Source organism: Leucobacter sp. M11, from assembly GCF_035726885.1.
Lineage (GTDB): Bacteria > Actinomycetota > Actinomycetes > Actinomycetales > Microbacteriaceae > JAPFRB01.
Window position 1 is genome coordinate 106,934 of record NZ_JAPFRB010000003.1, and the last position, 20,670, is coordinate 127,603.

The 20,670-nt window shown below is 68.0% G+C and carries 20 protein-coding genes; 9 read left to right on the forward strand and 11 right to left on the reverse strand.

Annotated elements, in window-relative coordinates:
• Positions 1 to 95 (reverse strand): hypothetical protein (locus OOT08_RS08765; RefSeq protein WP_325092887.1); only part of this gene is annotated, 95 nt, incomplete at its 3' end.
• Positions 96 to 152: 57 nt separating this feature from the next.
• Here OOT08_RS08765 and OOT08_RS08770 point away from each other — a divergent pair.
• Positions 153 to 1,160, forward strand: a complete 1,008-nt coding sequence (locus OOT08_RS08770) for a diacylglycerol/lipid kinase family protein (protein WP_325092255.1) — start codon at positions 153 to 155, stop codon at positions 1,158 to 1,160.
• A gap of 211 nt (positions 1,161 to 1,371) precedes the next feature.
• Here OOT08_RS08770 and OOT08_RS08775 read toward each other — a convergent pair whose 3' ends face one another.
• Positions 1,372 to 2,010 carry a helix-turn-helix domain-containing protein gene (locus OOT08_RS08775; RefSeq protein ID WP_325092257.1) on the reverse strand — a complete coding sequence of 213 codons (639 nt, stop codon included), beginning with the start codon at positions 2,008 to 2,010 and terminating at the stop codon, positions 1,372 to 1,374.
• A 77-nt stretch (positions 2,011 to 2,087) separates the two neighbouring features.
• Here OOT08_RS08775 and OOT08_RS08780 point away from each other — a divergent pair, with 77 nt between their 5' ends.
• Positions 2,088 to 3,350: an MFS transporter gene (locus OOT08_RS08780; RefSeq protein WP_325092258.1), complete on the forward strand. Its 1,263-nt coding sequence runs from the start codon at positions 2,088 to 2,090 to the stop codon at positions 3,348 to 3,350.
• Here the strand turns inward: OOT08_RS08780 and OOT08_RS08785 are convergent.
• From OOT08_RS08785 to pheA, 3 genes are all read right to left on the reverse strand, one after another.
• Positions 3,347 to 4,081 carry a PspA/IM30 family protein gene (locus OOT08_RS08785; RefSeq protein WP_325092259.1) on the reverse strand — a complete coding sequence of 245 codons (735 nt, stop codon included), beginning with the start codon at positions 4,079 to 4,081 and terminating at the stop codon, positions 3,347 to 3,349. The genes OOT08_RS08780 and OOT08_RS08785 overlap by 4 nt on opposite strands.
• A gap of 98 nt (positions 4,082 to 4,179) precedes the next feature.
• Positions 4,180 to 6,165 carry a TPM domain-containing protein gene (locus OOT08_RS08790; protein ID WP_325092260.1) on the reverse strand — a complete coding sequence of 662 codons (1,986 nt, stop codon included), beginning with the start codon at positions 6,163 to 6,165 and terminating at the stop codon, positions 4,180 to 4,182.
• A gap of 184 nt (positions 6,166 to 6,349) precedes the next feature.
• Positions 6,350 to 7,300 carry a prephenate dehydratase gene (pheA, locus tag OOT08_RS08795; protein ID WP_325092261.1) on the reverse strand — a complete coding sequence of 317 codons (951 nt, stop codon included), beginning with the start codon at positions 7,298 to 7,300 and terminating at the stop codon, positions 6,350 to 6,352.
• 163 nt (positions 7,301 to 7,463) lie between these two features.
• Here pheA and pgm point away from each other — a divergent pair, with 163 nt between their 5' ends.
• Positions 7,464 to 9,122: a phosphoglucomutase (alpha-D-glucose-1,6-bisphosphate-dependent) gene (pgm, locus tag OOT08_RS08800; RefSeq protein ID WP_325092262.1), complete on the forward strand. Its 1,659-nt coding sequence runs from the start codon at positions 7,464 to 7,466 to the stop codon at positions 9,120 to 9,122.
• A gap of 72 nt (positions 9,123 to 9,194) precedes the next feature.
• Positions 9,195 to 9,929, forward strand: a complete 735-nt coding sequence (locus tag OOT08_RS08805; protein WP_325092888.1) for an HAD-IIA family hydrolase — start codon at positions 9,195 to 9,197, stop codon at positions 9,927 to 9,929.
• Positions 9,930 to 10,009: 80 nt separating this feature from the next.
• Here the strand turns inward: OOT08_RS08805 and OOT08_RS08810 are convergent, their stop codons facing one another.
• The 4 genes from OOT08_RS08810 to OOT08_RS08825 are packed head-to-tail and all read right to left on the reverse strand — an operon-like array spanning position 10,010 to position 14,166.
• Positions 10,010 to 10,732: a gamma-glutamyl-gamma-aminobutyrate hydrolase family protein gene (locus OOT08_RS08810; RefSeq protein WP_325092263.1), complete on the reverse strand. Its 723-nt coding sequence runs from the start codon at positions 10,730 to 10,732 to the stop codon at positions 10,010 to 10,012.
• A complete protein-coding gene (locus tag OOT08_RS08815) occupies positions 10,729 to 11,454 on the reverse strand; it encodes a substrate-binding periplasmic protein (protein WP_325092264.1) in 726 nt (241 codons plus the stop codon). The genes OOT08_RS08810 and OOT08_RS08815 overlap by 4 nt, the downstream gene beginning before the upstream one ends.
• The gene (locus tag OOT08_RS08820) at positions 11,451 to 12,917 is read right to left on the reverse strand and encodes a glutamine synthetase family protein (RefSeq protein ID WP_325092266.1); all 1,467 of its coding nucleotides are present in this window, start codon (positions 12,915 to 12,917) and stop codon (positions 11,451 to 11,453) included. The genes OOT08_RS08815 and OOT08_RS08820 overlap by 4 nt, the downstream gene beginning before the upstream one ends.
• Before the next feature lie 40 nt (positions 12,918 to 12,957).
• Positions 12,958 to 14,166, reverse strand: a complete 1,209-nt coding sequence (locus tag OOT08_RS08825; RefSeq protein WP_325092268.1) for a cytochrome P450 — start codon at positions 14,164 to 14,166, stop codon at positions 12,958 to 12,960.
• A gap of 254 nt (positions 14,167 to 14,420) precedes the next feature.
• Between OOT08_RS08825 and OOT08_RS08830 the strand changes: the two genes are divergently transcribed.
• From OOT08_RS08830 to OOT08_RS08845, 4 genes are all read left to right on the forward strand, one after another.
• On the forward strand, positions 14,421 to 15,734 hold the full coding sequence (locus OOT08_RS08830; protein ID WP_325092269.1) for an FAD-dependent oxidoreductase: 1,314 nt from the start codon (positions 14,421 to 14,423) through the stop codon (positions 15,732 to 15,734).
• Positions 15,735 to 15,766: 32 nt separating this feature from the next.
• Entirely contained in the window at positions 15,767 to 16,228 is a 462-nt protein-coding gene (locus OOT08_RS08835) for a flavodoxin domain-containing protein (RefSeq protein ID WP_325092271.1), read from the forward strand.
• 154 nt (positions 16,229 to 16,382) lie between these two features.
• On the forward strand, positions 16,383 to 17,150 hold the full coding sequence (locus OOT08_RS08840; protein WP_325092273.1) for a FadR/GntR family transcriptional regulator: 768 nt from the start codon (positions 16,383 to 16,385) through the stop codon (positions 17,148 to 17,150).
• On the forward strand, positions 17,147 to 17,863 hold the full coding sequence (locus OOT08_RS08845) for a cache domain-containing protein (protein ID WP_325092275.1): 717 nt from the start codon (positions 17,147 to 17,149) through the stop codon (positions 17,861 to 17,863). The genes OOT08_RS08840 and OOT08_RS08845 overlap by 4 nt, the downstream gene beginning before the upstream one ends.
• Before the next feature lie 76 nt (positions 17,864 to 17,939).
• On the opposite strand, the gene OOT08_RS08850 is transcribed toward OOT08_RS08845, so the two are convergent.
• Both OOT08_RS08850 and OOT08_RS08855 read right to left on the reverse strand, forming a co-directional pair.
• Entirely contained in the window at positions 17,940 to 18,746 is an 807-nt protein-coding gene (locus OOT08_RS08850; protein WP_325092276.1) for a gamma-glutamyl-gamma-aminobutyrate hydrolase family protein, read from the reverse strand.
• Positions 18,747 to 18,828: 82 nt separating this feature from the next.
• Positions 18,829 to 20,373 (reverse strand): APC family permease, encoded by a 1,545-nt coding sequence (locus OOT08_RS08855; RefSeq protein WP_325092277.1) that lies wholly within the window; start codon positions 20,371 to 20,373, stop codon positions 18,829 to 18,831.
• A 216-nt stretch (positions 20,374 to 20,589) separates the two neighbouring features.
• Between OOT08_RS08855 and OOT08_RS08860 the strand changes: the two genes are divergently transcribed.
• On the forward strand, positions 20,590 to 20,670 hold an 81-nt coding region (locus OOT08_RS08860; RefSeq protein ID WP_325092889.1), incomplete at its 3' end, for a hypothetical protein.

Genomic DNA, 20,670 nt, shown 5'->3' on the forward strand with positions numbered 1-20,670 from the left:
ATGGCCTCGTCGACGACCTGCTCGGACCCTCCCCGGGCCCGCTGCGAGCGCTTGACGAGGTCGGGGTCTTGGCGGAGAAGCTGAGGATCAATCACCCCACCAGTCTATGCGGATTGGCCACGGGTCGGGGATCAGCCGTTACCGTAGTGCGTATGACCAATGCACGCCCGGGCAAACCGCGGAGAGCCGCCTTCGTGTACCACCCGCTCAAGACCGACCTCGACGCCCTGCGCATCGCCGCCCGGCACCGGGAGCAGGCCGAGGGGTGGGCGGTGTCTGCCTGGTTCGCGACCACCGTCGAGGAGGGGGGCGATGTGCTGGCCCGCCGCGCGGTTGAGGCCGGGGTCGACGTCGTCGTCGCCGCGGGCGGGGACGGCACCGTGCGGGCCGTCGCCGAGGCGCTCAACGGTTCCGGGGTGCCGCTCGGCATCATCCCCCAGGGCACCGGCAACCTGCTCGCCCGGAACCTCGGCATCCCGCTGGCCGATGTGGAGGCCGCGATGGTGCCGATCTTCCGGGACGACGACCGCCCCGTCGACCTCGGCCTCATGACCCTGTATCGCCCCGATGGCTCCCGGGACGAGCACGGTTTCCTCGTGCTCGCCGGGATGGGGCTCGACGCGCGCGCCATCAACGCGACGCGTTCCGGCCTCAAAAAGGCCGTGGGCTGGCTCGCCTACGTCGATGCCGGGCTGCGCACGATGGTTCGGGAGTCACCGCTCCGGGTGCGCTATTCCATCGACGGTTCCCCCCGGAAACCCATGACGGTCTACACGGTCATGATCGGCAACTGCGGGCTCCTCCCGGGTGGGCTGCTGTTGATCCCGGACGCGAAGCTGGATGACGGCAAGCTCGATGTGGTGGCGCTGCGACCCATCGGCGCGTTCTCGTGGTTCCGAATCTGGCAGCGAATCGGCTTCGAGAACGGGGTGCTCCGCAAAACGAAGACGGGGCGCAAGATCATCGACCTCGTGAACGACACCAAGCACGTCACCTACGTGACCGGCACCGATTACGAGCTCTCGGTGGAGTCCCCCGAGCCCGTGCAACTGGACGGCGACGACTTCGGCGAGGTGGTCCGCGTGCGCGGCACGGTCGCCAAACACGCCTTCACCGTCCGGGTTGACCCGTCCTGGGCGTCCCGGGTGCCGCTCGGCTGAACCGGATCACCGCGGCAGCGTTCGACGTACGGGCACAGTTCCGGGCCAGCGTGGACGTTTCGGCGCTGAGCCGTCATCTGCGGCGAAGACTCTGCGCCGGAGGAGCCCGCCGGGGACGATGACGTCCGGGGAGTCCGGGTGCGCGGCACCGTCGCCGGGTACGCCTGCGCCGTACGGGTCGATACGATCCTGCCGCGAAGACAGCCGCCGGTTACTCGCCCGGCGCTGGCTCCTCCGGTTCCGGCGATCCCACCCCGGCGTGCATTCGGGCCCCCTGTGCACCAAACAGGCTCAGGATCTCGGCCTCCTCCGCGCCGGTGCTCCCGAACCAGTGCGGTTCCGTCGTCTCAAACTCGGCAACCTCGCCCGCTTCCAGAATCAGGTCCCGGGTGCCGAGAATCAGTCGCACGCGGCCACTCAGGACGTACATCCACTCGTAGCCGGCGTGGCTGCGGAGCTCGGGTTCGCTCGGGACACGTGGGATCACCACCTTCCACGCCTGCTGTTCGGCGGGGTGTCGCGTGAGCGGGACGACCACGCGCCCGTTTGCGCGGCGTGGTTGCAGGCGGACCCGGGGATCTCCGGTCTGGGGCGCTCCGACCAGTTCGTCCAGGGGGACACGGTACACCCGGGCCAGGGGGAGCAAGAGCTCCAAGCTGGGTCGACGCTGCCCGGTTTCCAAGCGGGAGAGCGTGCTGGTCGAGATCCCGGTTCCGTCGCTGAGTTCGCGCAGGGTCAGCCCGCGGCGGTCGCGCAGGGCGCGCAGTCTGGGCGCAACCCGAGCCAGATCGGCGTCATGGTCCGTGCTGCGTTGGCCCGCGCGGGGAACCTCCGAGGGGTCTGGGTGCATGGGCCCAGTGAAGCACGCTTTCCCAGAATCAGCAACAAGCGTTGCCCTTTCAGCAGTGAGCACCGCAGAATGCACCTATGACCTCACTGCGCGCCCACACCCCCGACCCTCCCCGGAGGCCGACGCCCCGCGGCACCTCCGTCTTCGGGCTCGCCGCGACGACGCTGCTCGCCGCCCTGGGGACGAGCGTCGCAAACGTCGCCCTGCCCACGCTGGCGACGGCCTTCGCCGCGCCAGAGCATCTGGTCCAGTGGGTCGTGCTGGCCTACCTGCTTGCCATGACGCTCTCAGCGCTGCTCGTCGGGCGTCTCGGCGATCGGCTCGGGCGGTACCGCGTCTTAGTTGCCGGGCTGGGCCTCTTCCTCGTCGCCACACTCGCCGCCGCGTGCTCTCCATCCCTCGGGTGGCTCGTCGCCGCTCGAGCCGTGCAAGGCATCGCCGGCGCCGCGCTCGTGTCATTGCCGATTGCGATTGTGCGGGACCGAACGGCCGCGGGCCGCACCGGGGCAGCTATGGGCGCGCTCGGCAGCTCGGCGGCAATCGGCACCGCGCTCGGCCCCGCGGGCGGAGGGCTGCTCCTGTCCGCCTTCGGCTGGCCAGCCCTGTTTGTCGCGATGCTCCCAATCGGGCTCCTCGCGCTGGCTCTGCTCTGGCGGGAACGACCCGCACCCGAAACCGTTGCGGCCCGGCTGCCTTCGACGCCTCGGAACACGCACGACCGCCGTTCCCCGCTGAGCGCGGGGCCACTCCGGCGTGGCCTCAGCATGAATCTCCTGGTATCAGCCGTGATGATGAGCACGCTCGTTGTCGGGCCCTTTTATCTCACCTCTGGCCTCGGGATGACCCCGGCGACGGTCGGCCTGACCCTCGCCATCGGCCCGCTCGCCGCAGCGGCCTCTGGATGGCTCGCGGGCCGGCTCGTCGATCGCTCCGGCACCGCTCGGAGCACCCGCCAGGGCCTCACCATCATGCTCGCGGGAATCGTGTTGCTGGCAACGGCACCGGTCTGGTTCGGCGTCGGCGGCTACGCGCTCGCGCTCATCGTCCTCACGCCGGGATATCAGCTCTTTCTCGCCGCAAACAATACGGGGGTCATGGCTGCGGCGGGATCCGCACAGCGCGGATACCTGTCGGGAGCCCTCAGCCTGTCCCGGAACCTCGGTTTTCTCGCGGGTGCCTCGCTCTTGGGCGGGCTCTACGCGCTCGCCCAGGAGCACGCAGAAACGACCACGGCGCAGTCTGCGACCTCAGCGATGCAGCTCACTTACGCGGCAGCCACCGGCCTCATCCTTGCTGCTCTCACCCTCAGCGCTGGGTTGCGTCGTCGTGATGCGGGCTAGGACTCGAGCGCGCCGGAGGCACCACCGGACTTCAGGGCCTGCAGGCGCGCGTCGACCTCGCTGAGCTCGCCCAGATCGTCCAGCTCGTTGAACTGCGCGTCCAGCGTGGAGGCGGCGAGCTCCGCCTTGCCGAGCACCATCGCCTCCTGACGCTTAATCTTGTCCTCAAAGCGGCCGAGCTCGCTGGTCGGGTCGAGCACGTCGAGGCTCTGCACGGCGTCCTGGACCTGCGCCTGTGCGTCCGCGGTCTTGCTCCGGGCGACGAGCTCGTCGCGCTTGCCCTGCAGCTCAACCAGCTTGTCCCGCATCACCTGCAGGCCGCTCTTGAGCTGATCGACGACCTTCTGCTGCGCGGACACGCTGGGCTCGGTCGCGGCGACCTCCTTCTCGAAGGCGATCTGCTTCGAGAGCGCGACGCGGGCAAGGTTGTCGAAGCGCTCGGCGTCGGCGGTGTCCCCGGAGCCGCGCAGGGACTCGGCCTTCTGCGAGGCGGCGAGCGCCTTGTTGCCCCACTCGGCGACGGCCTTCTTGTCCTCGTCGAGGTCGGCCTCCATGAGGCGGAGGTTGCCGATGGTCTGGGCGATGGAGCTCTCCGCGTCGGAGATGCTGTTCTTGAAGTCGCGCTCCATCTGGTTGAGCATCTTCTCCGGGTCTTCTGCGGAGTCGAGGAGCGCGTTGATGTTGGCCTTCGCGAGCTGCGCGATCCGACCGAGAATTGACTGCTTTGCCATGATGTTCCCTTTTCCTGTGTGTCTCGCCGCGGCTTTCGCGGGTGGTGTGTTGGGTCTGCTGTGCTGAGTGGGTCCGGCGTGGGGTGTTGCGGGTGGGGCTAGAAGCGGCCGCCGCTGGAGCCGCTGCCCCCGCCACCGCCACCGCCGCCAAAGCCGCCGCCACCGCCTCCGCCGCCCCAGGAGCCGCCGCCGCCCCAGCCGCCGCGGAAGCCGCCGCCTCCGCCGCCTCCGGAGAGCAAGCCGCCAAGGATGCCGCCAAGGACGGCGCCGCCGAAGCTGTCGTTCGAGGAGCCCCGTCCCGGGCCGCCCCCGTAGCCGCCCCCGGAACCGGGGCCACCCCAGCCCGAGACGTCCGCGTTGGCGAGCCGGTAGGCCTCTCGGGCGTACTGGGTGGCCTGTTGGGCGTACTGATAGGAGCGGGCCGGGTCCGTCTGCGCGCTCTGCTCGGCGGCCAGCAACAACCGCTTTGCCTCTTCGAGGCGCGTGCGGGCCTGCGCGCCGATCGCGCCGCGGCGGGTCTCGATGAACTGTTCCGCCCCGGCGACCTCGGCCCGGGCGGGCACGAGCGCGCTGTCCCGGGCGTCCTCGGCGCGGCGGCGGCGCTCCTGCACCTCGCGCGCGGCGCCGATCGCCGCGTCGATCTCGACGTTCGCCTCGGCGAGCTCGGTGAGCGTCCCGATGGGGTCGCCCTGATCGCCGCGACGGAGCAGCTCGCTCACGCGGGTGCCAGAGCGCTCCAGGGCGGCGCGCTCGCCCGCGGTCACCGTGGGCAGCAGCTCGGCGACCGTGTTCAGATCGCCGCGCAGGTCCGCCTGTGCGGCGCCGAGCGCCCCCTCAGCCTCGCTGAGCTGCGCGGCAAGCGCCGGGGCTCCCGCCGCGAGCTGCCGGGCCTGGTCGAGGGAGGCCTCTGCGGCCTGCAGGGCAACGACCGCGGCCGAGGCATCGGCCGCGGCGAGCTTCGCTTCCGCGTCGGCGATGGAGGATTCGGCGAGGGCAAGCCGGGTGCGGCCCTGCGCGAGGTTCGCGGTCAGCTCGTCCACGAGCCGGGGCGCGTAGCGCCCGTCGAGCTGGGCGGCGACGGCGTCGGCCTGCCCGAGTTCCTGGTTGACCGAGGGGAGCCCGGCGCGCAGCCGCGCGGCGATCTCGGGGGCCTGCTGCTCCATCTCGCGCAGCCTCGTGAAAGCCGTCGTGTGCTCATCGAGATCCGCGCGCGCCTCCGTGCAGCGCTCGATGATTTCGGTGAGCCAGGCGCGACGTTCCTCGTCCGTGTCGGGGATGTCGTCGTCGAGCTTCTGCCGAAGCGCGAAGCCCGCGCTGAGTTGCTCGGTGGCGTGCTGGATGGCGGCGGCGAAGGGTTTCGCGGCCTCCGCGCCGAACTGAGCCTCGGCGAAACCGAGCTCCTGGGCGCTGCTGCGCAGGTCGTCGTCCATGCGGACGAGGAGCGCGCTCGCCTCGCGGTCCAGCTGATCGAGGTTCATCCTGGCGCGGTCGGTTTCCTCGCGCTGCTTCTTGCGTTTGCGGGAGATGACGACGCCGGTCGCGACGCCGCCGACGACCACGACGCCGCCGGTGACGACGAGCGCGGCCTTGCCGGCCCCCGCGTTCGGGTTCACGACCACCTGGTCGAGCCCGTCCAGGGTGGCGGTGACGGCCCCCGTCCAGTCTCCCTTGGCCAGCGCGGGGCGAAGGAAGCTCTCGGAGATCGTGTCGCGGTCGGCGTCGGTGACACGGTCCCGGTCGGCTCTGAGGTTGTAGTGTCGGGTCTCGGTCGCGACACTGAGCAACACCGAGTCATCACCCAGGTGGTTTGCCTGCAGGGTCTGGCTGCTCCAGGCCTCGGGGTCGCTCGGGTTCGTGAACTCGTCGACGTACACGACGAAGAGCTGAAGCTTGGTCTCCTCGGCGAAGTCGCGGACCTCGGCCTCCAGCGCGGCGGTCCCCGAGCCGATCACCTGTTCGCTGGTGAGGTCGATCACGTACTTCCCGTCGAGCCCGGGGGGCTCGGTGGCCAGCGCCGCCGCGGGCGCGAGCCAGAGCACCGCCGCCGCGCTCGCGATTCCCAGCCCCGTTGCGATCCGACTCATCGGCCCCCCTGCCCTCGGTTCCGGAAACACATGCTGTTTCCGGGTCTCGATCTCAGTGTAGAGCGCGGGGGTCCGCAGGGGAACAGCCCGTTTCGGGGCGCTCACCGGGCGCGCGGGAAATCCCCGGGAACTGCCCAGCCGACCCGACGGGGGGTCCCAGGATCGGAGTGCGCGAGCCGCGCGCTCAGCGCGCGTCGTCGCCGAGAATCCCGCGAAGCCAGTCCTGCGCTTCCAGGAAGACCTCGTCCGAGTGCGCTGGCTCACACGCCGCGGCTTCCCGGTCGGCGCGGGGGTACGACCCGAGGAAGACCACGTTGGGGCTGGAGCGTTTCACCCCCAGGAGCGCGTCGGCCACGCGCTGATCCGTGAGGTGTCCCTCGGCGTCGATCACGAAGCGGTACCTGCCGAGGCGGTCGCCGATGGGACGCGAGGCCAGCAGCGTGAGGTTCACCCCGCGCGTGGAGAACTGTTCGAGCAGTTCGAGCAGGGCGCCGGAGTGGTCCCGGGCGAGTTCCACGATCAGGCTGGTCTTGTCGGCGCCCGTGCGCGGCCCCACCGGCACGGTGCGGCTGACGAGGACGAAGCGCGTAACCGCGTGACGGTTCTCACCGATGTCAGCGGCGAGCACGTCCACGTCGTAGTGTTCCTCGATGCCGGGGGGCGCGATCGCGGCGTCCGCGGTGTCGTCCGCGAAGAGGCTCGCCGCGGCTTGCACGTTCGAGGAGGCGGGAATGTGCTCGTGACCGGGCCGGTTCGCGTCGAGCCACTTCCGCGTCTGCCCGTAGGCGACAGGGTGCGCGTTGATCACGCGGACGTCCTCGAGCCGGGTCCCCGGACGGGCGACGAGCACAAAGCTCACGGGGACGAGGTACTCGCCGATGATGCGCAGGCCGGGGATCGTGGCGAGGGCGTCTTGGGCGACGGTCACGCCGCCGTCAACGGAGTTCTCGATTGCGATCATCGCGGCGTCGCTGCGCCCGGAGACGACGTCCCCCAGGGCCTCGCCGAGGTTGGAGACCGGGCGCCACTCCTGTCCGGCCGCCTCGGGCACCTGCTTGAGGGCCTGCTCGGTAAAGGTTCCCGCCGGGCCAAGATAGCTGTAGCTTCTGGGGGCGGCGGCGGGAGTCTCGGACATGGGTCCCATGCTATCCGAGCCGGGTACCGGCGATGGACTCTCGGCGGGGAAGCCGCCAGGGGCGCGCCCCGGTGGCCGTCCCGCACCACCGGCCAAGCGGAGAGTTTCCGCACAGATCACGCTTTCATTCGGGTTCCTCGGCTCCGCCTGACAAGCTAGGGGGATGAACGAACGCGCAGGCACCCCGGCCACCCCAGCGGATCTGATCGACGTTGCGGCCCTGTTGGCCGCCTACTCGGGCATTGTCCCCGACGCAGCCGTTCCCGCCCAGCGGGTCGTCTTTGGCACCTCCGGGCACCGGGGCACATCCCTGAACGGTTCCTTCAACGAGGCGCACATCATCGCGATGACCCGGGCGATCGTCGAGTACCGCGCCGAGCAGGGCATCACGGGCCCCCTCTTTCTCGGCGCCGACACCCACCCCCTCTCCGCGCCCGCCGAGCGCACCGCTCGCGCCGTGCTCGCCGCCGCCGGAGTGGACGTCCGGGTGAGCGCCGGCGACGAATACGTCCCGACCCCGGCCCTGAGCCTTGCCATCCTGGAGCACAACCGGGGCGCGGAGCCGGGACTGCCCCTCGCCGATGGGATCGTGGTCACCCCGAGCCACAACCCGCCGGGTGACGGCGGCTTCAAGTACAACCCGCCCCACGGCGGCCCCGCCGACACCGATGCGACCGGCTGGATCGCCGCCCGAGCCAACGAACTCCTCACGGACGGGGTCTGGTCGGTGCCCCTGGACCCCGACCCGGACCTGGCCCGGCACGCCTTCCTGGATCAGTACGTGGACGCCCTTGGCGAGGTGATCGACCTCGACGCGATTCGGGACGCCGGGGTCCGGATCGGCGCGCACCCCCTGGGCGGGGCGAGCGTGGCCTACTGGGCCGCGATCCGCGACCGGCACGGCCTCGACCTCACGGTGCTCGGCCCGGGCGTCGACCCGCAGTGGGGCTTCATGTCGCTGGACTGGGACGGCAAGATCCGCATGGACCCGTCCTCTCCCTCGGCGATGGCCGCGGTGACCGCGGAGCGGGCCAACTTCGATCTCGTCACGGGCAACGACGCCGACGCGGACCGGCACGGCATCGTGACCCCCGACGGCGGGCTGATGAACCCCAATCACTTCCTCGCCGTGGCGATCGACTACCTTTTCCGGCACCGGGATGGGTGGTCCGCGGAGGCCGCGATCGGCAAGACCCTCGTCTCCTCCGGCATGATCGACCGGGTTGCCGCCGCCCTCGGCCGCGCCCTCATCGAGGTGCCCGTCGGCTTCAAGTGGTTCGTGCCCGGCCTCGCCGATGGTTCGGTTGCCTTCGGCGGCGAGGAGAGCGCTGGCGCGTCCTTCCTCCGCCGGGACGGCTCGACCTGGAGCACCGATAAGGACGGCATCCTGCTCGCGCTCCTCGCCGCCGAGATCATCGCGGTCACGGGGCAGACCCCCTCGCAGTACTACGCGACGCTCGAGGCGGCGCACGGCGCCCCGGCCTACGCCCGGGTCGATGCGGCGGCCACCCCCGCGGAGAAGGCCCGGCTGGGTGCGCTCTCCGCGGCCGACGTCTCGCAGACCGAGCTCGCCGGAGAAGCAATCACCGCGGTCCTCACGCACGCGGCGGGGAACGGGGCGGCCATCGGCGGGGTGAAGGTCGAAACCGAGAGCGCCTGGTTCGCCGCGCGCCCCTCGGGCACCGAGGACGTCTACAAGATCTACGCCGAGTCCTTCCGCGGCCCCGAGCACCTGGCCGAGGTGCAGGCCGCGGCTCGCGCGCTCGTCGCGGCGGCCCTCGAGGCGGAGCCAGAGCCCCGGGCGTTCACTCGCCCGCAGTAGGCTGAGGGGACCACCACGACCCCAGGGGAGGCGCCCGTGAACCGGGACCACATCGAATGCTGGCTCACCGACATGGACGGCGTGCTCGTCCACGAGAACCGGGCGATTCCCGGGGCCGCCGAGTTGCTGGCGCACTGGCGGGACACCGAACAGCCCTTCCTCGTCCTCACGAACAACTCCACGTTCACGGCCCGCGACCTCAGCGCCCGGCTGGCCGCCTCCGGGCTGGACGTCCCCGAGGACAAGATCTGGACGAGCGCGCTCGCGACCGCGGCCTTCCTGAAGCAGCAGAAGCCGGGCGGCACCGCCTTCGTGCTCGGCGAGGCCGGCATCCTCACGGCCCTGCACGACGCGGGCTTCGTGATGACCGAGACGCAACCCGACTTCGTCGTGGTCGGCGAGACCCGCAACTATTCCTTCGACGCGATCACCAAGGCGATCCGGCTCATCAACGGCGGCGCCCGCTTCATCTCCACGAACCCCGATGCCACAGGCCCGAGCCCCGAGGGCGTGCTTCCCGCGACCGGCGCGATCAACGCGCTCATCACCACGGCCACCGGGAAGCTGCCCTACATCGTGGGCAAGCCCAACCCGATGATGTTCCGCTCCGCCCTGAACAAGATTGGCGCGCACTCGCACAACACCGCGATGATCGGCGACCGGATGGACACCGACATCGTCGCGGGCATGGAGGCGGGCCTGCACACGGTCCTCGTCCTCACCGGTATCTCGGACGAGGCCGAGATCGAGCGCTATCCTTTCCGCCCCGAGGAGATCCTGGCCTCGGTCGCGGGCCTGCTCCCCTAGCCGGCCTCGACGCCGGACGGGCCACGGCAGGTGCCAGGGCCCGTCCGGGTCCGGAGCGGGGCGCTCCCCGTGGAATTCGCTCAGACCACGGCGAGTTCACCGGCGGCCGAATACGCCTCGGCGCGTTCGATCAGCCACCCAAAGAGCGCGGCCTGCTGCGGGTTTTCTGCGGCGGTGTCCTCGGGGTGCCACTGCATCGCGAGCAGCTCCGCGCCCGGCTTTTCGAGCGCCTCGACGATGCCGTCCGGCGCGGTCGCGGCCACGGTGAGCCCCTCGCCCACCCGGGCAACGGCCTGGTGGTGGTAGGAGGAGACCTCGATCTGTTCCGCCCCCAGCACCCCGGCGAGCGCGGAGCCCGGGGCGATGCTGACCGGGTGCACGCTGTTGCGGTGCGGATTCGACTCGTCGCCGAGGTGCTGGTCGAGCGAGCCCCCGTGCAGAACATTCAGGAGCTGGAAGCCCCGGCAGATCGCCAGCACCGGCAGTCCGGCGGCGAGCGCCGCCTCGATCATCTCGGCTTCGAAGTCATCCTGCCCGGCGAAATCGGCGACCTGGGTCTCTGGCGCGGGCGCCTCCCCGTACCGGGCGGGCTGCACGTCAGCCCCGCCAGGGATGAGCAGCCCATCGAGCCCGCGCAGGCGCTCGGCGGGGCTGAGGCGGCTCTCCGCGAACAGCGTGAGCGGCTCGCCGCCCGCGGCGACGACCGAGGACAGGACCTGCGTGGCGACGGCATTGCCGTCCAGGCGGAGTCCGTGCACCCGGTTCGACCACATCCCGGTGACGCCGATGCGGGGCGTGCTCATCGGGGGGCCTCGGCGAGCTGCTCCGCGGTGAGGGGGAAGGGCAGCGTCGGCATCCAGCGTTCCCAGGCCGCGCGCAGCGACCCGTTCTCGATGGCTCGGTTCAGCGCGTCGTTGATGCCGGTGCGGAGCGCATCGTTGCCCGGGGCGACGCCGATCCCCCAGCGGTTCCCGGTTTCGATGGTGAACGCCGCGAGGAACGCGGGATCCTGCTCCGCCAGGGGCAGCATCACGACGTCGTCATCGACGAAGCCGTCGATGGAGCCGTCGCGGGTGGCCTCGATCATGTCGCCGAAAACGTCGTCGCTGGCCCCGAAGGAGACGAGTTCCACCCCGGGGAAGGTTTCGGCGAGCTTCATGTTCGTCGAGTAAGCGATCGCGCCGATCCGGTACCCGGCAAGATCGCCGGGAGTGCGCGCCGGATCGCCAGCGCGCACGATGAGCGTCTCGTGGAAGATCGCGTATGGGCGGGTGAAGTCCACCTGAGCGGCGCGCTCCGCGGTCATGCCCTGCCCGCACCAGACGGCGTCTGCGTCTCCGCGGCGGACCGCGGGCAGCATGTCTTCCCAGGAAAGCATGACCCACTGGATCTCGTAGCCGAGCTGATCGAAGACGAGCTTGGCCGCGTCGGGCTCATACCCGGTGCGGGTGATCCCGTCCGGACTCTGGTGGAACAGCGGCGGCGCCTCGGAGTCGATGCAGGCGAGTCGGATGACGCGGCTCACGGGATCGCCTCCCAGTACTGGTCGAACTCCCACTGCGAGATGGTGCCGCAGTAGCGAGCCCACTCGTCCTCCTTGAGTTCCAGGTACAGGGCGGTGAGCTGCTCGGGCATGGCGCTCATGAGGTATTCGTCTGCGCGGAAGGCCTCAATCGCTTCGCCGAGGGTGCGCGGCAGCTGCACTCCGGCGAGGTCGCCCGTCTGCACCTCGGGCTCGCCCGCGTCGAGCTGGCGTTCCAGTCCGTCCTCGATCGAGGCCAGCAGGTAGAGGTGCGAGAGGTAGGGGTTCACGCTGGCGTCGGGGAGGCGGTACTCCATCCGACCGTTGGAGGAGATGCGCACGGCGACCCCGCGGGTGTCCAGCCCCCAGTTGCAGGAGTCCGGTGCGAACTGGCCGATGTCCCAGAACCGCTTGTAGGAGTTCACCGTGGAACCCATGATGAGCATGGAGCCCGGCGAGTGCAGGAGCATCCCCGCGATCGCGTGCTTTGCGGTTTCGGTCACGTGTAGCTGCACGCGACCGTCCTCGATGACGTTCTCGTCCCCTCGCCACAGGCTGATGTTGTGGTGGCAACCGTTGCCCATCTTGCCGTTGTAGGGCTTGGGCATGAAGCTGGCTTCCATGCCCAGCTCGCGGGCCACCTGCTTGCAGATCTGGCGGTAGACCGTGAGCCGCTGCGTCGAGAGATTCGCGTTGTCGTAGTTCCAGTTCAGCTCGACCTGGCCGTCGTCCTCGTAGTCACCCTCGATCATGTCGAAACCCATGGACTGGGCGTAGGTGATGACCTTCTTATAGACGGGGCGCATCCGTTCGAGATTCTCGACCTGATAGGCGGGGCTCTGATCTTCCTTCGAGTTCACCTCGGTGCCGGGCCCAGACCAGGTCATCTCGGGCTCCAGGCCGGTGCGCATTTCGAGACCCGTGCGCTCGGTGAACGATGCGTGGGCACGATTGAACAGGGCGCGCACGTCGTACTGCATGAGCCGCCCCCCGACCTCGTCAAGGTGGGGAGGCTCGTAGGCGGTGCAGAACATCCGGGCGACCTCGGTGTCCCACGGCAACACGTCAAAGGTCTCGGGCTCGGGCAGAGCCCAGAACTCGCGCGCGGCGACGCCACCGCCGATGAGCTTGCCCTCGCGGCTGGTCTGCAGGTCGGTGAGGGCGGTGCGGTGGAACGCGATGCCCTTCTTCAGGTTGCGCTCGAGGTGCACGGCCGGGACCACCTTCGCGACGGTTCGCCCGCCGACGGTGGGGATCATGTAATAGATGTATTTGACGCCGGCCTCGGTGATCTTGCGGCGCAGCTCCTGGATGACCTCCGGCTGGAGGTTGGCCTCCTGGTGCCGAGCAAAGGCACCGTCGTCGGCAAGGATGTCTCGGATGGCATTCCCGAAGTTACTCCCGGGACGCGTTGCGGCCGGAGCGGGACGTTCGACGAGGTCGAGCAGGGCGGGTGTGGTGTTCATGAGGTGGGTCCTCTCTCAGCGTTGAGGTGAGTCGGTGACGCTAGTTGCGTCGAGTGAAGGTGATGGGGAAGCGGATCGGCCCGGTGTTGCCGGAGTCCGGCAGCCACTCGTCTCCGCCGGCGCTGCGAATGTCGGTCATGTGCCGGGCAAGAATGGGCAGCGCAACGCTCATGTCTGCGCGGGCAATGTAGTGGCCCAGGCAGTGGTGCACGCCCCCACCCAGGGTGTGGTGCGGTGCTCGATCGGTGGCCTCGATGTCGATGGTCCCGTCCGGGTAGGCCAGCGGGTCGGTGCCGCTGGTCTGGGTGAACAGGTGCACCGTGGTGCCCTTTTCAATAGCGAGGCCCTGGTAGGTAAAGTCCTCGTTCGCTTCCCGGGTGACCCAGGTCGTCGTGGGGTTCACGCGCATGCCCTCGTCGAGCGCCTGGCGGGCGAGCTCCGGCTGCTCCGCGAGCAGCTCCCACTGCTCCGGATTGCGCATGAAGGTCTGGATGAGCAGGCCGAGCTGGTTCCGGGTGGTGTCCATGCCGCCGAACAGCATCAGCACGAGGGCGTTGCGTAGCTCCTCGTCGGAGAGTTTGTCTCCGGACTCAGAGAACTGCACCAGCCGGGAAACGACGTCCTGGCCCGGGGCGCCCCGGCGCTCCTGGATGAGCGTCTCGACGTATTCGTACAGCTTGTGCACGGCGTCGTCGATGCGCTCGATGTCCTCCTTGATGCTGACGCTGAGGGCGAAGCCGATGGTGTTTGCGTGCTCCGCGATGAAGGGCCAGTCCTCCTGGGGGATGCCGAGCATAATGCACAGGGCGCGGGTCGCGAAGGGCTCAGCGAAGTCCCGGACGAACTCGATCTCGGTGCGCTCGCCAAGGTCGGCGAGCAGCTCCTCGGCGAGAACCGCAAACTCGGGCTCCAAGCGTCGGGCCATCGTCGGGGAGAACGCGGGGTTCAGGAGCCGGCGGATCCGGTGGTGCTCTTCGCCCTCGAGGACGAGCAGGTTCTTGACCCACCAATCGTAGAAAAGACCGCTGTGGACGCCGTGGTGGTCGGGCCACTTGGCGCTGCCCTGGTTCAGGCTGGGGCTCTTCAAGAGCTCGGCGACCTCGGCGTAGCGCAGCACGCCGATGCCGTAGTTGGTGCGGGCATACCAGCTCTGCTCGCGGGCGTCACGGACAGCCTCGGACTGCATGGAGAAGGACGGATCCGAGATGTCGAAATAGGGGGCGTCGGCGATCGCCGGGGTCGTGGTCATTTTTACTCCTTTGTAGAAATGTTCGGGGCCACCCCGCGGTGCGGTCTGCGGCCTCTTCGCCATTCCTGATGAACTTAGAAAGAATCTACATATGAATGATTAGAAACGCAAACAGGAAGGCAAAATCGAAATATTCGTTGAAAACACGCGGAATATTAATCCTCCACAAAACGAAAGATTTGACGCTACAATAGCTCCACCGACACCATATAAGCGTCTATGCCGCCCCGGTCGTCCGAAGTAAAGGAGCTTTTATGTCGTCACCGTCGACGCCTCGCATCGCCATCGTGGGCAGCGGGCCCAGCGGCTGTTACCTCGCCCAGTCCCTCCGCCGTGCGTTGCCGGAGGCGATCATTACCGTCTTTGATCAGCTGGCCTGCCCCTTCGGCCTGATTCGCTACGGAGTCGCCGCGGACCATCAGAGCACCAAGGCCATCACGCGCCAGTTCGAGCGGCTCTTTACCCGCGACGGCGTGACCTTCGCGGGGAACATTCGACTCGGGCGAGACCTTGGCCTCGACGAACTGCAAGAACACTACGATCTCGTGGCGCTCGCGACCGGATTGTCCCAGGACCGCGGCCTCACCGTCCCCGGGGAGCATCTCCCCGGCGTCCACAGCGCCGGCGTTCTGACCCGCCTGCTCAACGCGCACCCGGATTCCACCGGGCCTTTCCCTGAGCTGGGCCCCGCTCCCGTCATCCTCGGCGCCGGCAACGTCGCCATCGACCTCGTTCGGTTCCTCGCGAAGCGGCCGGAACACTTCGCTGGCAGCGACATTCACGACGACGCCCTGGCCGACTACGCCGCCCGCCCCGCCGAACGCATCACGGTCGTGAGCCGTTCGCCCGTCGCCACCGCGAAGGGAGACCCGCTCATGCTCCGCGAACTCGGCAAGCTGGAGCACGTCCGCTTCACGAGCCCGGACGATCTCAGCGTTCCGGCCGACGCGGATCGGGCCGCGATCGCCCGCGCTGAAGCGTTGGCAACGCTCACCGATCCGGCCCGGGCACACTCGTCTGCCGTCGAGGTTGTGCTGCGCTTTGGCTGGGCTCCCGGAGAAATCCTGGCGGACCCCACCACCGGCCGCGCCGCCACCGTCGCACTCACGAATGCCGCAGGTGACCGCGAACCCCTGGCGGCGAGCGCCGTCATCCGCGCCGTGGGCTTCGAACTCGGCTCCGGCCTCGCCGGGCTCGTCCCCGCGGAACTCCTGGAACACCGGAGCGACTCCGGCTTCGTGCGTGACGGTCTGTACCGCACCGGCTGGGTGAAGCGCGGGCCAACCGGAACCATCCCAGAAAACCGCAGTGACGCCAAGCAGGTGGCCGACGAGATCCAGGCCGACCTCGCTTCGGGCAGGATCGTCCTCGACCCGCGAAAACGCGGATTCGCCGGGCTCCCGGCGGCCGTGCAGGAACGTGCGGTTTCCTTCGCGGACTGGCAGCGCCTGGACCTGGCGGAGATCGCCGAGGCTGGCCCGGACCGCGTCCGCCGCAAACGGGCCGACCACGATCACATGCTTCGCCTTGCGCGCTCCGGCCATCTGGCCGACGCCCCAGCGCGCTAGTCCACACCCAGACCAGACAGAAACGAGCACCCATGCACATCACCGTTCTTTACGGCACCGAATCCGGCAACTCCGAGCTGATTGCGGAGGACCTGGGCCAGGCCCTGGCCGCCGACCACGAGGTCACCGTCTCCGACCTCCAGGACTACGACCCGGCGCAGCTTGCCGGAAATGCCCTCACCCTGATCGTCTGTTCCACCCACGGTGAGGGTGAGCTGCCGAACACGGCAATCCCGTTTGCCGAGGCGCTGGACGCCCTCCAGCCCGACCTTTCGGGGTTGCGCTATGCCATGTTCGGCCTCGGCGACACCTTCTACGAGGAGACCTACAGCCAGGGCAGCGAGCTCCTGGACCGCCGCTTCACGGAGCTCGGGGGCACCCGCATCGGTGAGTACGGTCGCCACGATGCCTCCTCCTGGGATCTCGGCAGCGATGTCGCGCTCGAGTGGCTTCCGGGCGTGATCGAGGCCTTCGAAGCGGCGGTCGTCAGCTAGGCCCATGCGCCCGAAGCGCAGCACCAGCCGGCCCAGGATGCCCGAAGCCACGCACCGGGCCCCCGCCTGGGGGCCCGCCGCTCCCGCCCCTCGAACGCGATCGGGGCTGTCCAGTAGTCTGAGGGCGTGTGAGCCGACCGTGGAAGGATCAGGTGTGAGGAAACCAGCAGCGTTGCCCCAGGTGTTTCAGGATGGGCAGTCCCCACAGCTCAATGGCCGGAATATCGCCGAAAAAATCGCTTCGTCGATCTCCCTCGGCATGCTTTCCGTCGGGGAGCGCTTGCCCCCGGAGCTCGAGCTTGCCCAACAGTTCGGGGTCGCCGTTGCGACCCTCCGCAAGGCGCTTGCGGCCCTGCGCGAGGAGGGCATTGTGGAGACCCGACGGGGTCGCGCCGGGGGCACCTTCGTCGTGCGTGCCCCGTTCCCGACGGACCGCTCTGTCCGGGAATACCTCACAAACACCAGCATTGTCGAGCTCCGAGATCTCGGTGACGAACACGTCGCGGTTGCCAGCATGATCGCGCGGCTGGCCGCGAACCGCATCTATGCGGGTTCCACCGGTCGACTCTCCGATCTCGCGGCACGAATCTTCGATGCCAGAACCCCGGTCGAGCGTGCCACCGCAGACAGCCGTTTTCACATTGAGATCGCCGTGCTGGCGCAGTCCCCCAGGCTCCTGAGCGCAGAACTGCGACTCCAAAACGAAATCAGCCCCGTGCTCTGGTCGGAGGTGACCCCCGAGATCAACGGCCAGACGGTGCTCGACGACCACCTCGCGATCGTCTCCGCCATCGAACAGGATCGGGCCGAGCAGGCCCAGCAGCTCAGCGAGGCGCACATCCGCAACAACATTGCTCACCTGATCAATGCAAAACTCACCCTCGGCCTCATCGGCCCAACCGGGAAGGATCCTCTCTTATGACCCCACTGGTCACCCCCGTCGGGGAGGTCACGTCCACACTGTCAGCCTGGTTTCAGCGTCGATTCACCAGCCTGCAGGACCTCGCCCAGGACCTCAGCGTTGAGGTTACCCGCGACGCCACTGACCACTTGCTCCTGAGCGAAACCGGAAAACAGCGCATGCGCGCGCGGTCCACCACGTTCCTGGAGGAGCACGCCGTGGTTGACGGATGCGGCCTTATTTTCTCCCGCGAAGCCCTCGGCACCGGCCAGGGCCAGCTCGAGTGGTGGGTTCGCGCTGGCGACGAACGCTTTGCGCGGTACACCTTCGGGGTGAACCCGGCAGGAGACCGCTATTACGACTACGAACAATTGGAGTGGTTTACCAAGGCCTACCAAACGGGTGAGCTTTCACTCGCCGGCCCCTATATCGATTATCTCGGCGTCGAGGATTACATCGTGACCCTGACCACACCAATCCAGGTCGGTCAGGTTCGTGCGGGTGTCGCCGGGTTAGACATCCAGATGACGGATATCGAGTCCTCGCTCGTGCCCATCCTGCGACAGAGCGAGCATGATGTCGCGATCCTGAACGACCACGGAAGCGTGCTCATTGGCAGCTCCGGCCGTTTTCTTCCGGGTGACCGCTTGACGCAACTCCCGGAGGGCTACACGACCTCCCCGCTTGAGCCCGCGGAGGCCGGGCTCGCTCTCCTGCACCGGCAGGCCACGTGAACTCGGGAACCGGGGCCCGAACTGAACTGAGCTGAGCCGCAGGGGGCCCGAGGCTCGGGGCTCGGGCCCCCTGCGGCTACACCAGAGCCACTCGGGAGGAGACCTCCGCGACAAAGGCACGGAAGAGGGCCGCCCGGCTTTCCGCGTTCCCAGCGTCGTCCTCCGGGTGCCATTGCACGCCGACCACCCAGCGCTTCTCCGTGTGCTCCGTCCCTTCAATGACCCCGTCCAGGGCCCGGGCGGTCACTCGGAGCCCCGCGCCGACCTGGTCGACGGCTTGGTGGTGCCCGGAACGGACAAGAAGCTGTCGCCGGCCATCGTATATCTCTGCGATCCGGGTCCCGGGCTCCAACAGCACTTCCTCGTCGAGAAACATCGGCTGCCCGGGACCACCACGGTGCAGATCGGAGGGGACCAGGTCCGGCACCAGGGTTCCGCCGCAGGCCACATTGAGCAGTTGCGAGCCCCGGCACACGGCCAGGAGCGTTTGGTCAGATTCGAGCGATTCTCGCATCACCGCCAAGCAAAAATCATCCGCCGCCCGGTCAACCCCGTATGCGTTCTCAGCGAGGCTTGGCTTTCCGTAGAGCTCACCATCGACGTCTCCGCCGCCCAAAAACAGCAGGGCGTCATATGAGGCGGCAATCCCGCGGGGATTCGGCTTCTCAGCGGCAGCTGAGTCGATGAGCACTGGGCGACCTCCTGCCGCGCGAATTTCCGCAAAGGCTGTCGCGGTGAACCGCGTCATCAGCTCGAGACTCTCCTCGTCCATCCCCGGAAAGCACAGCGAAACGACCACGCCAATCCGTGGCGCATCATCGGGGAGCCTCGCATCGTCCTCAGCGGCAAACGCGCGGGGATCTACGGCGTACTCGGTCATCATGACCCCTTTCTGAGGCGGAATTCCGCCTCACACGGTGGTGGGGTGACCACCAGGTCACCCCACCACTTGATGCTGCTCAGGGCTATCGTGAGACCTGCTCACGGGGCCGTGCAGCGATGGTGTTGATCTGGCTGGTTGCGTCCCCGGAGGGCGCGGAGCCGACCAGGTAGGGCTTCTTGAGCCACATGTACAGCGCCCCAACCCCGAGTACCCCCAGGGCGGTCAGCAGCACGATGTAGTTCACGTACCAGGGCGCCTCAGGCGTCCGCGGCCAGGCGATTGCGGTGATGCCGATAATCCCCCAGGCAAGCGCGAGGATGTTCACGGGGAAGGCCCAGCCCCGCAGCCGGAAGGAGCCGGCGGGCTTCCACCCGAGAATCCGAGCGCGCAGCGCCGCCAGCACGACCATCTGGAAGGCAATGTAAATCCCGACAGAGCTAAAGGAGATGATCGTGACCAGGGCGTCAGGAAGCAGCAATGACAGGAGAATAATCGACGCGGGGACCACCGCGGCCAGAATCAGCGCCGTGGAGGGGACGCCCGTCCGCTCGTTGACCCGGACCAGTTTCTTGCTGAACGGCAAGATGCCGTCTCTCGACATCGAGTAGGTGAGACGGCTCACCGCGGCCTGCAGACTAATCAGGCAGGAGAGGAAGGAGATCAACACGATCGCGACAACGAATTTGTACCCGATGGGGCCAAACGCAGAGATGAGCACCATCGTCAGCGGGTCGTTCGTGGAACCGGCGTTGAAGTCGGCCACCACCGCCTCGTAGTTCGGCACGGCAAGGATGAGCGCGAACGCGATGAACATTGCCGCGAAGCCACCGATGTAAATGGTCCAGCGCATGGCCTTGGGGATCTGACGGCCCGGGTTCTTGATCTCCTCGGCCACATCACCGCAGGCCTCGAAGCCGTAGTACTGGAAGATCCCGATGAGTGCGGCCGCGGAAAACGCGATGAAGTAGCTCTTGCCGTCCCCGGCGCCGAACGCGTCAAACAGGACCGAGACATCGTGCTGCCGGGCGGTGATCAGGAGCCACGCGCCGACGACAACGGCTCCGCCGAGCTCGCAGATGAGGCCGACCATGGCCGCGGTGTTCAGAATTCGCGTGCCGGACAGATTAAAGAACAGAGCGAGGGCGAGCATGACCAGGGCGCAGACGACCGTGGTGTTGACCCCGGCCTCAGCATCGAACAGGGTCCCGAGGAAGGGTCCAGCCCCGTAGGAGACGGAGGCGATGGTTGCGAACATGGCCACGATGTACACCCAGCCGTTCATCCAGGCCCATTTCCGTCCCCACAGCCGCCGGGACCAGGGGTATACCCCGCCGGCGACGGGGTAATTCGAGACGATTTCCCCGAACACGAGCGCCACGAAGAACTGGCCGAGCCCGGCAATCGCCAACGACCAAAACATCGGGGGTCCCGCTTGGCCGAGCGACACGGAAAACATCGTGTAGACGGCGACGACGGGAGACAAGTACGTAAAACCCAGCGCGACGTTGCCCCAGAAGGTCATGTCGCGCTTGAACGTGGTGTCATAGTCGTAGCCAAGGGCAGCGAGCTGCGCTGCATCCTCGTCGAGCTCGGCGATTGGCGCCGCGGGTTCGCGTGTGGATTCCATCGGTTCTCGCACTCCTTTGTTGCGTCTCCGCAGTCATCGTTGATCACGGGTGCCCCCGAAAGGGTGGGCATGAAAATACAAACTATATGTAGATGATTTATAAAGCAACCCCTTCGCAAAGCGCCGTTTGCCTTTACCCAACAGCAAGGAAATTCTTCTCCGGGATATACTGAAGCTTGTTAATTCATTCACTGGTGCATGAAATAAGAGGAAAACATGGCCTATCAGACACTGAACCCCCTCACCGGCGCGGTTCTGCAGCGCTTCGACGACGCAACCGACACGGAGGTCGAGTCA

What these genes read in the sequence shown, in the direction of transcription:
- OOT08_RS08790 (WP_325092260.1), bottom strand. Translation starts at nt 6,165, where the DNA reads ATGAGTCGGATCGCAACGGGGCTGGGAATCGCGAGCGCGGCGGCGGTG.
- OOT08_RS08780 (WP_325092258.1), top strand. Translation starts at nt 2,088, where the DNA reads ATGACCTCACTGCGCGCCCACACCCCCGACCCTCCCCGGAGGCCGACG.
- OOT08_RS08850 (WP_325092276.1), bottom strand. Translation starts at nt 18,746, where the DNA reads ATGATGACCGAGTACGCCGTAGATCCCCGCGCGTTTGCCGCTGAGGAC.
- OOT08_RS08855 (WP_325092277.1), bottom strand. Translation starts at nt 20,373, where the DNA reads ATGGAATCCACACGCGAACCCGCGGCGCCAATCGCCGAGCTCGACGAG.
- OOT08_RS08775 (WP_325092257.1), bottom strand. Translation starts at nt 2,010, where the DNA reads ATGCACCCAGACCCCTCGGAGGTTCCCCGCGCGGGCCAACGCAGCACG.
- OOT08_RS08810 (WP_325092263.1), bottom strand. Translation starts at nt 10,732, where the DNA reads ATGAGCACGCCCCGCATCGGCGTCACCGGGATGTGGTCGAACCGGGTG.
- OOT08_RS08805 (WP_325092888.1), top strand. Translation starts at nt 9,195, where the DNA reads ATGGACGGCGTGCTCGTCCACGAGAACCGGGCGATTCCCGGGGCCGCC.
- OOT08_RS08785 (WP_325092259.1), bottom strand. Translation starts at nt 4,081, where the DNA reads ATGGCAAAGCAGTCAATTCTCGGTCGGATCGCGCAGCTCGCGAAGGCC.
- OOT08_RS08830 (WP_325092269.1), top strand. Translation starts at nt 14,421, where the DNA reads ATGTCGTCACCGTCGACGCCTCGCATCGCCATCGTGGGCAGCGGGCCC.
- OOT08_RS08770 (WP_325092255.1), top strand. Translation starts at nt 153, where the DNA reads ATGACCAATGCACGCCCGGGCAAACCGCGGAGAGCCGCCTTCGTGTAC.
- OOT08_RS08825 (WP_325092268.1), bottom strand. Translation starts at nt 14,166, where the DNA reads ATGACCACGACCCCGGCGATCGCCGACGCCCCCTATTTCGACATCTCG.
- pheA (WP_325092261.1), bottom strand. Translation starts at nt 7,300, where the DNA reads ATGTCCGAGACTCCCGCCGCCGCCCCCAGAAGCTACAGCTATCTTGGC.
- OOT08_RS08845 (WP_325092275.1), top strand. Translation starts at nt 17,147, where the DNA reads ATGACCCCACTGGTCACCCCCGTCGGGGAGGTCACGTCCACACTGTCA.
- OOT08_RS08835 (WP_325092271.1), top strand. Translation starts at nt 15,767, where the DNA reads ATGCACATCACCGTTCTTTACGGCACCGAATCCGGCAACTCCGAGCTG.
- OOT08_RS08820 (WP_325092266.1), bottom strand. Translation starts at nt 12,917, where the DNA reads ATGAACACCACACCCGCCCTGCTCGACCTCGTCGAACGTCCCGCTCCG.
- pgm (WP_325092262.1), top strand. Translation starts at nt 7,464, where the DNA reads ATGAACGAACGCGCAGGCACCCCGGCCACCCCAGCGGATCTGATCGAC.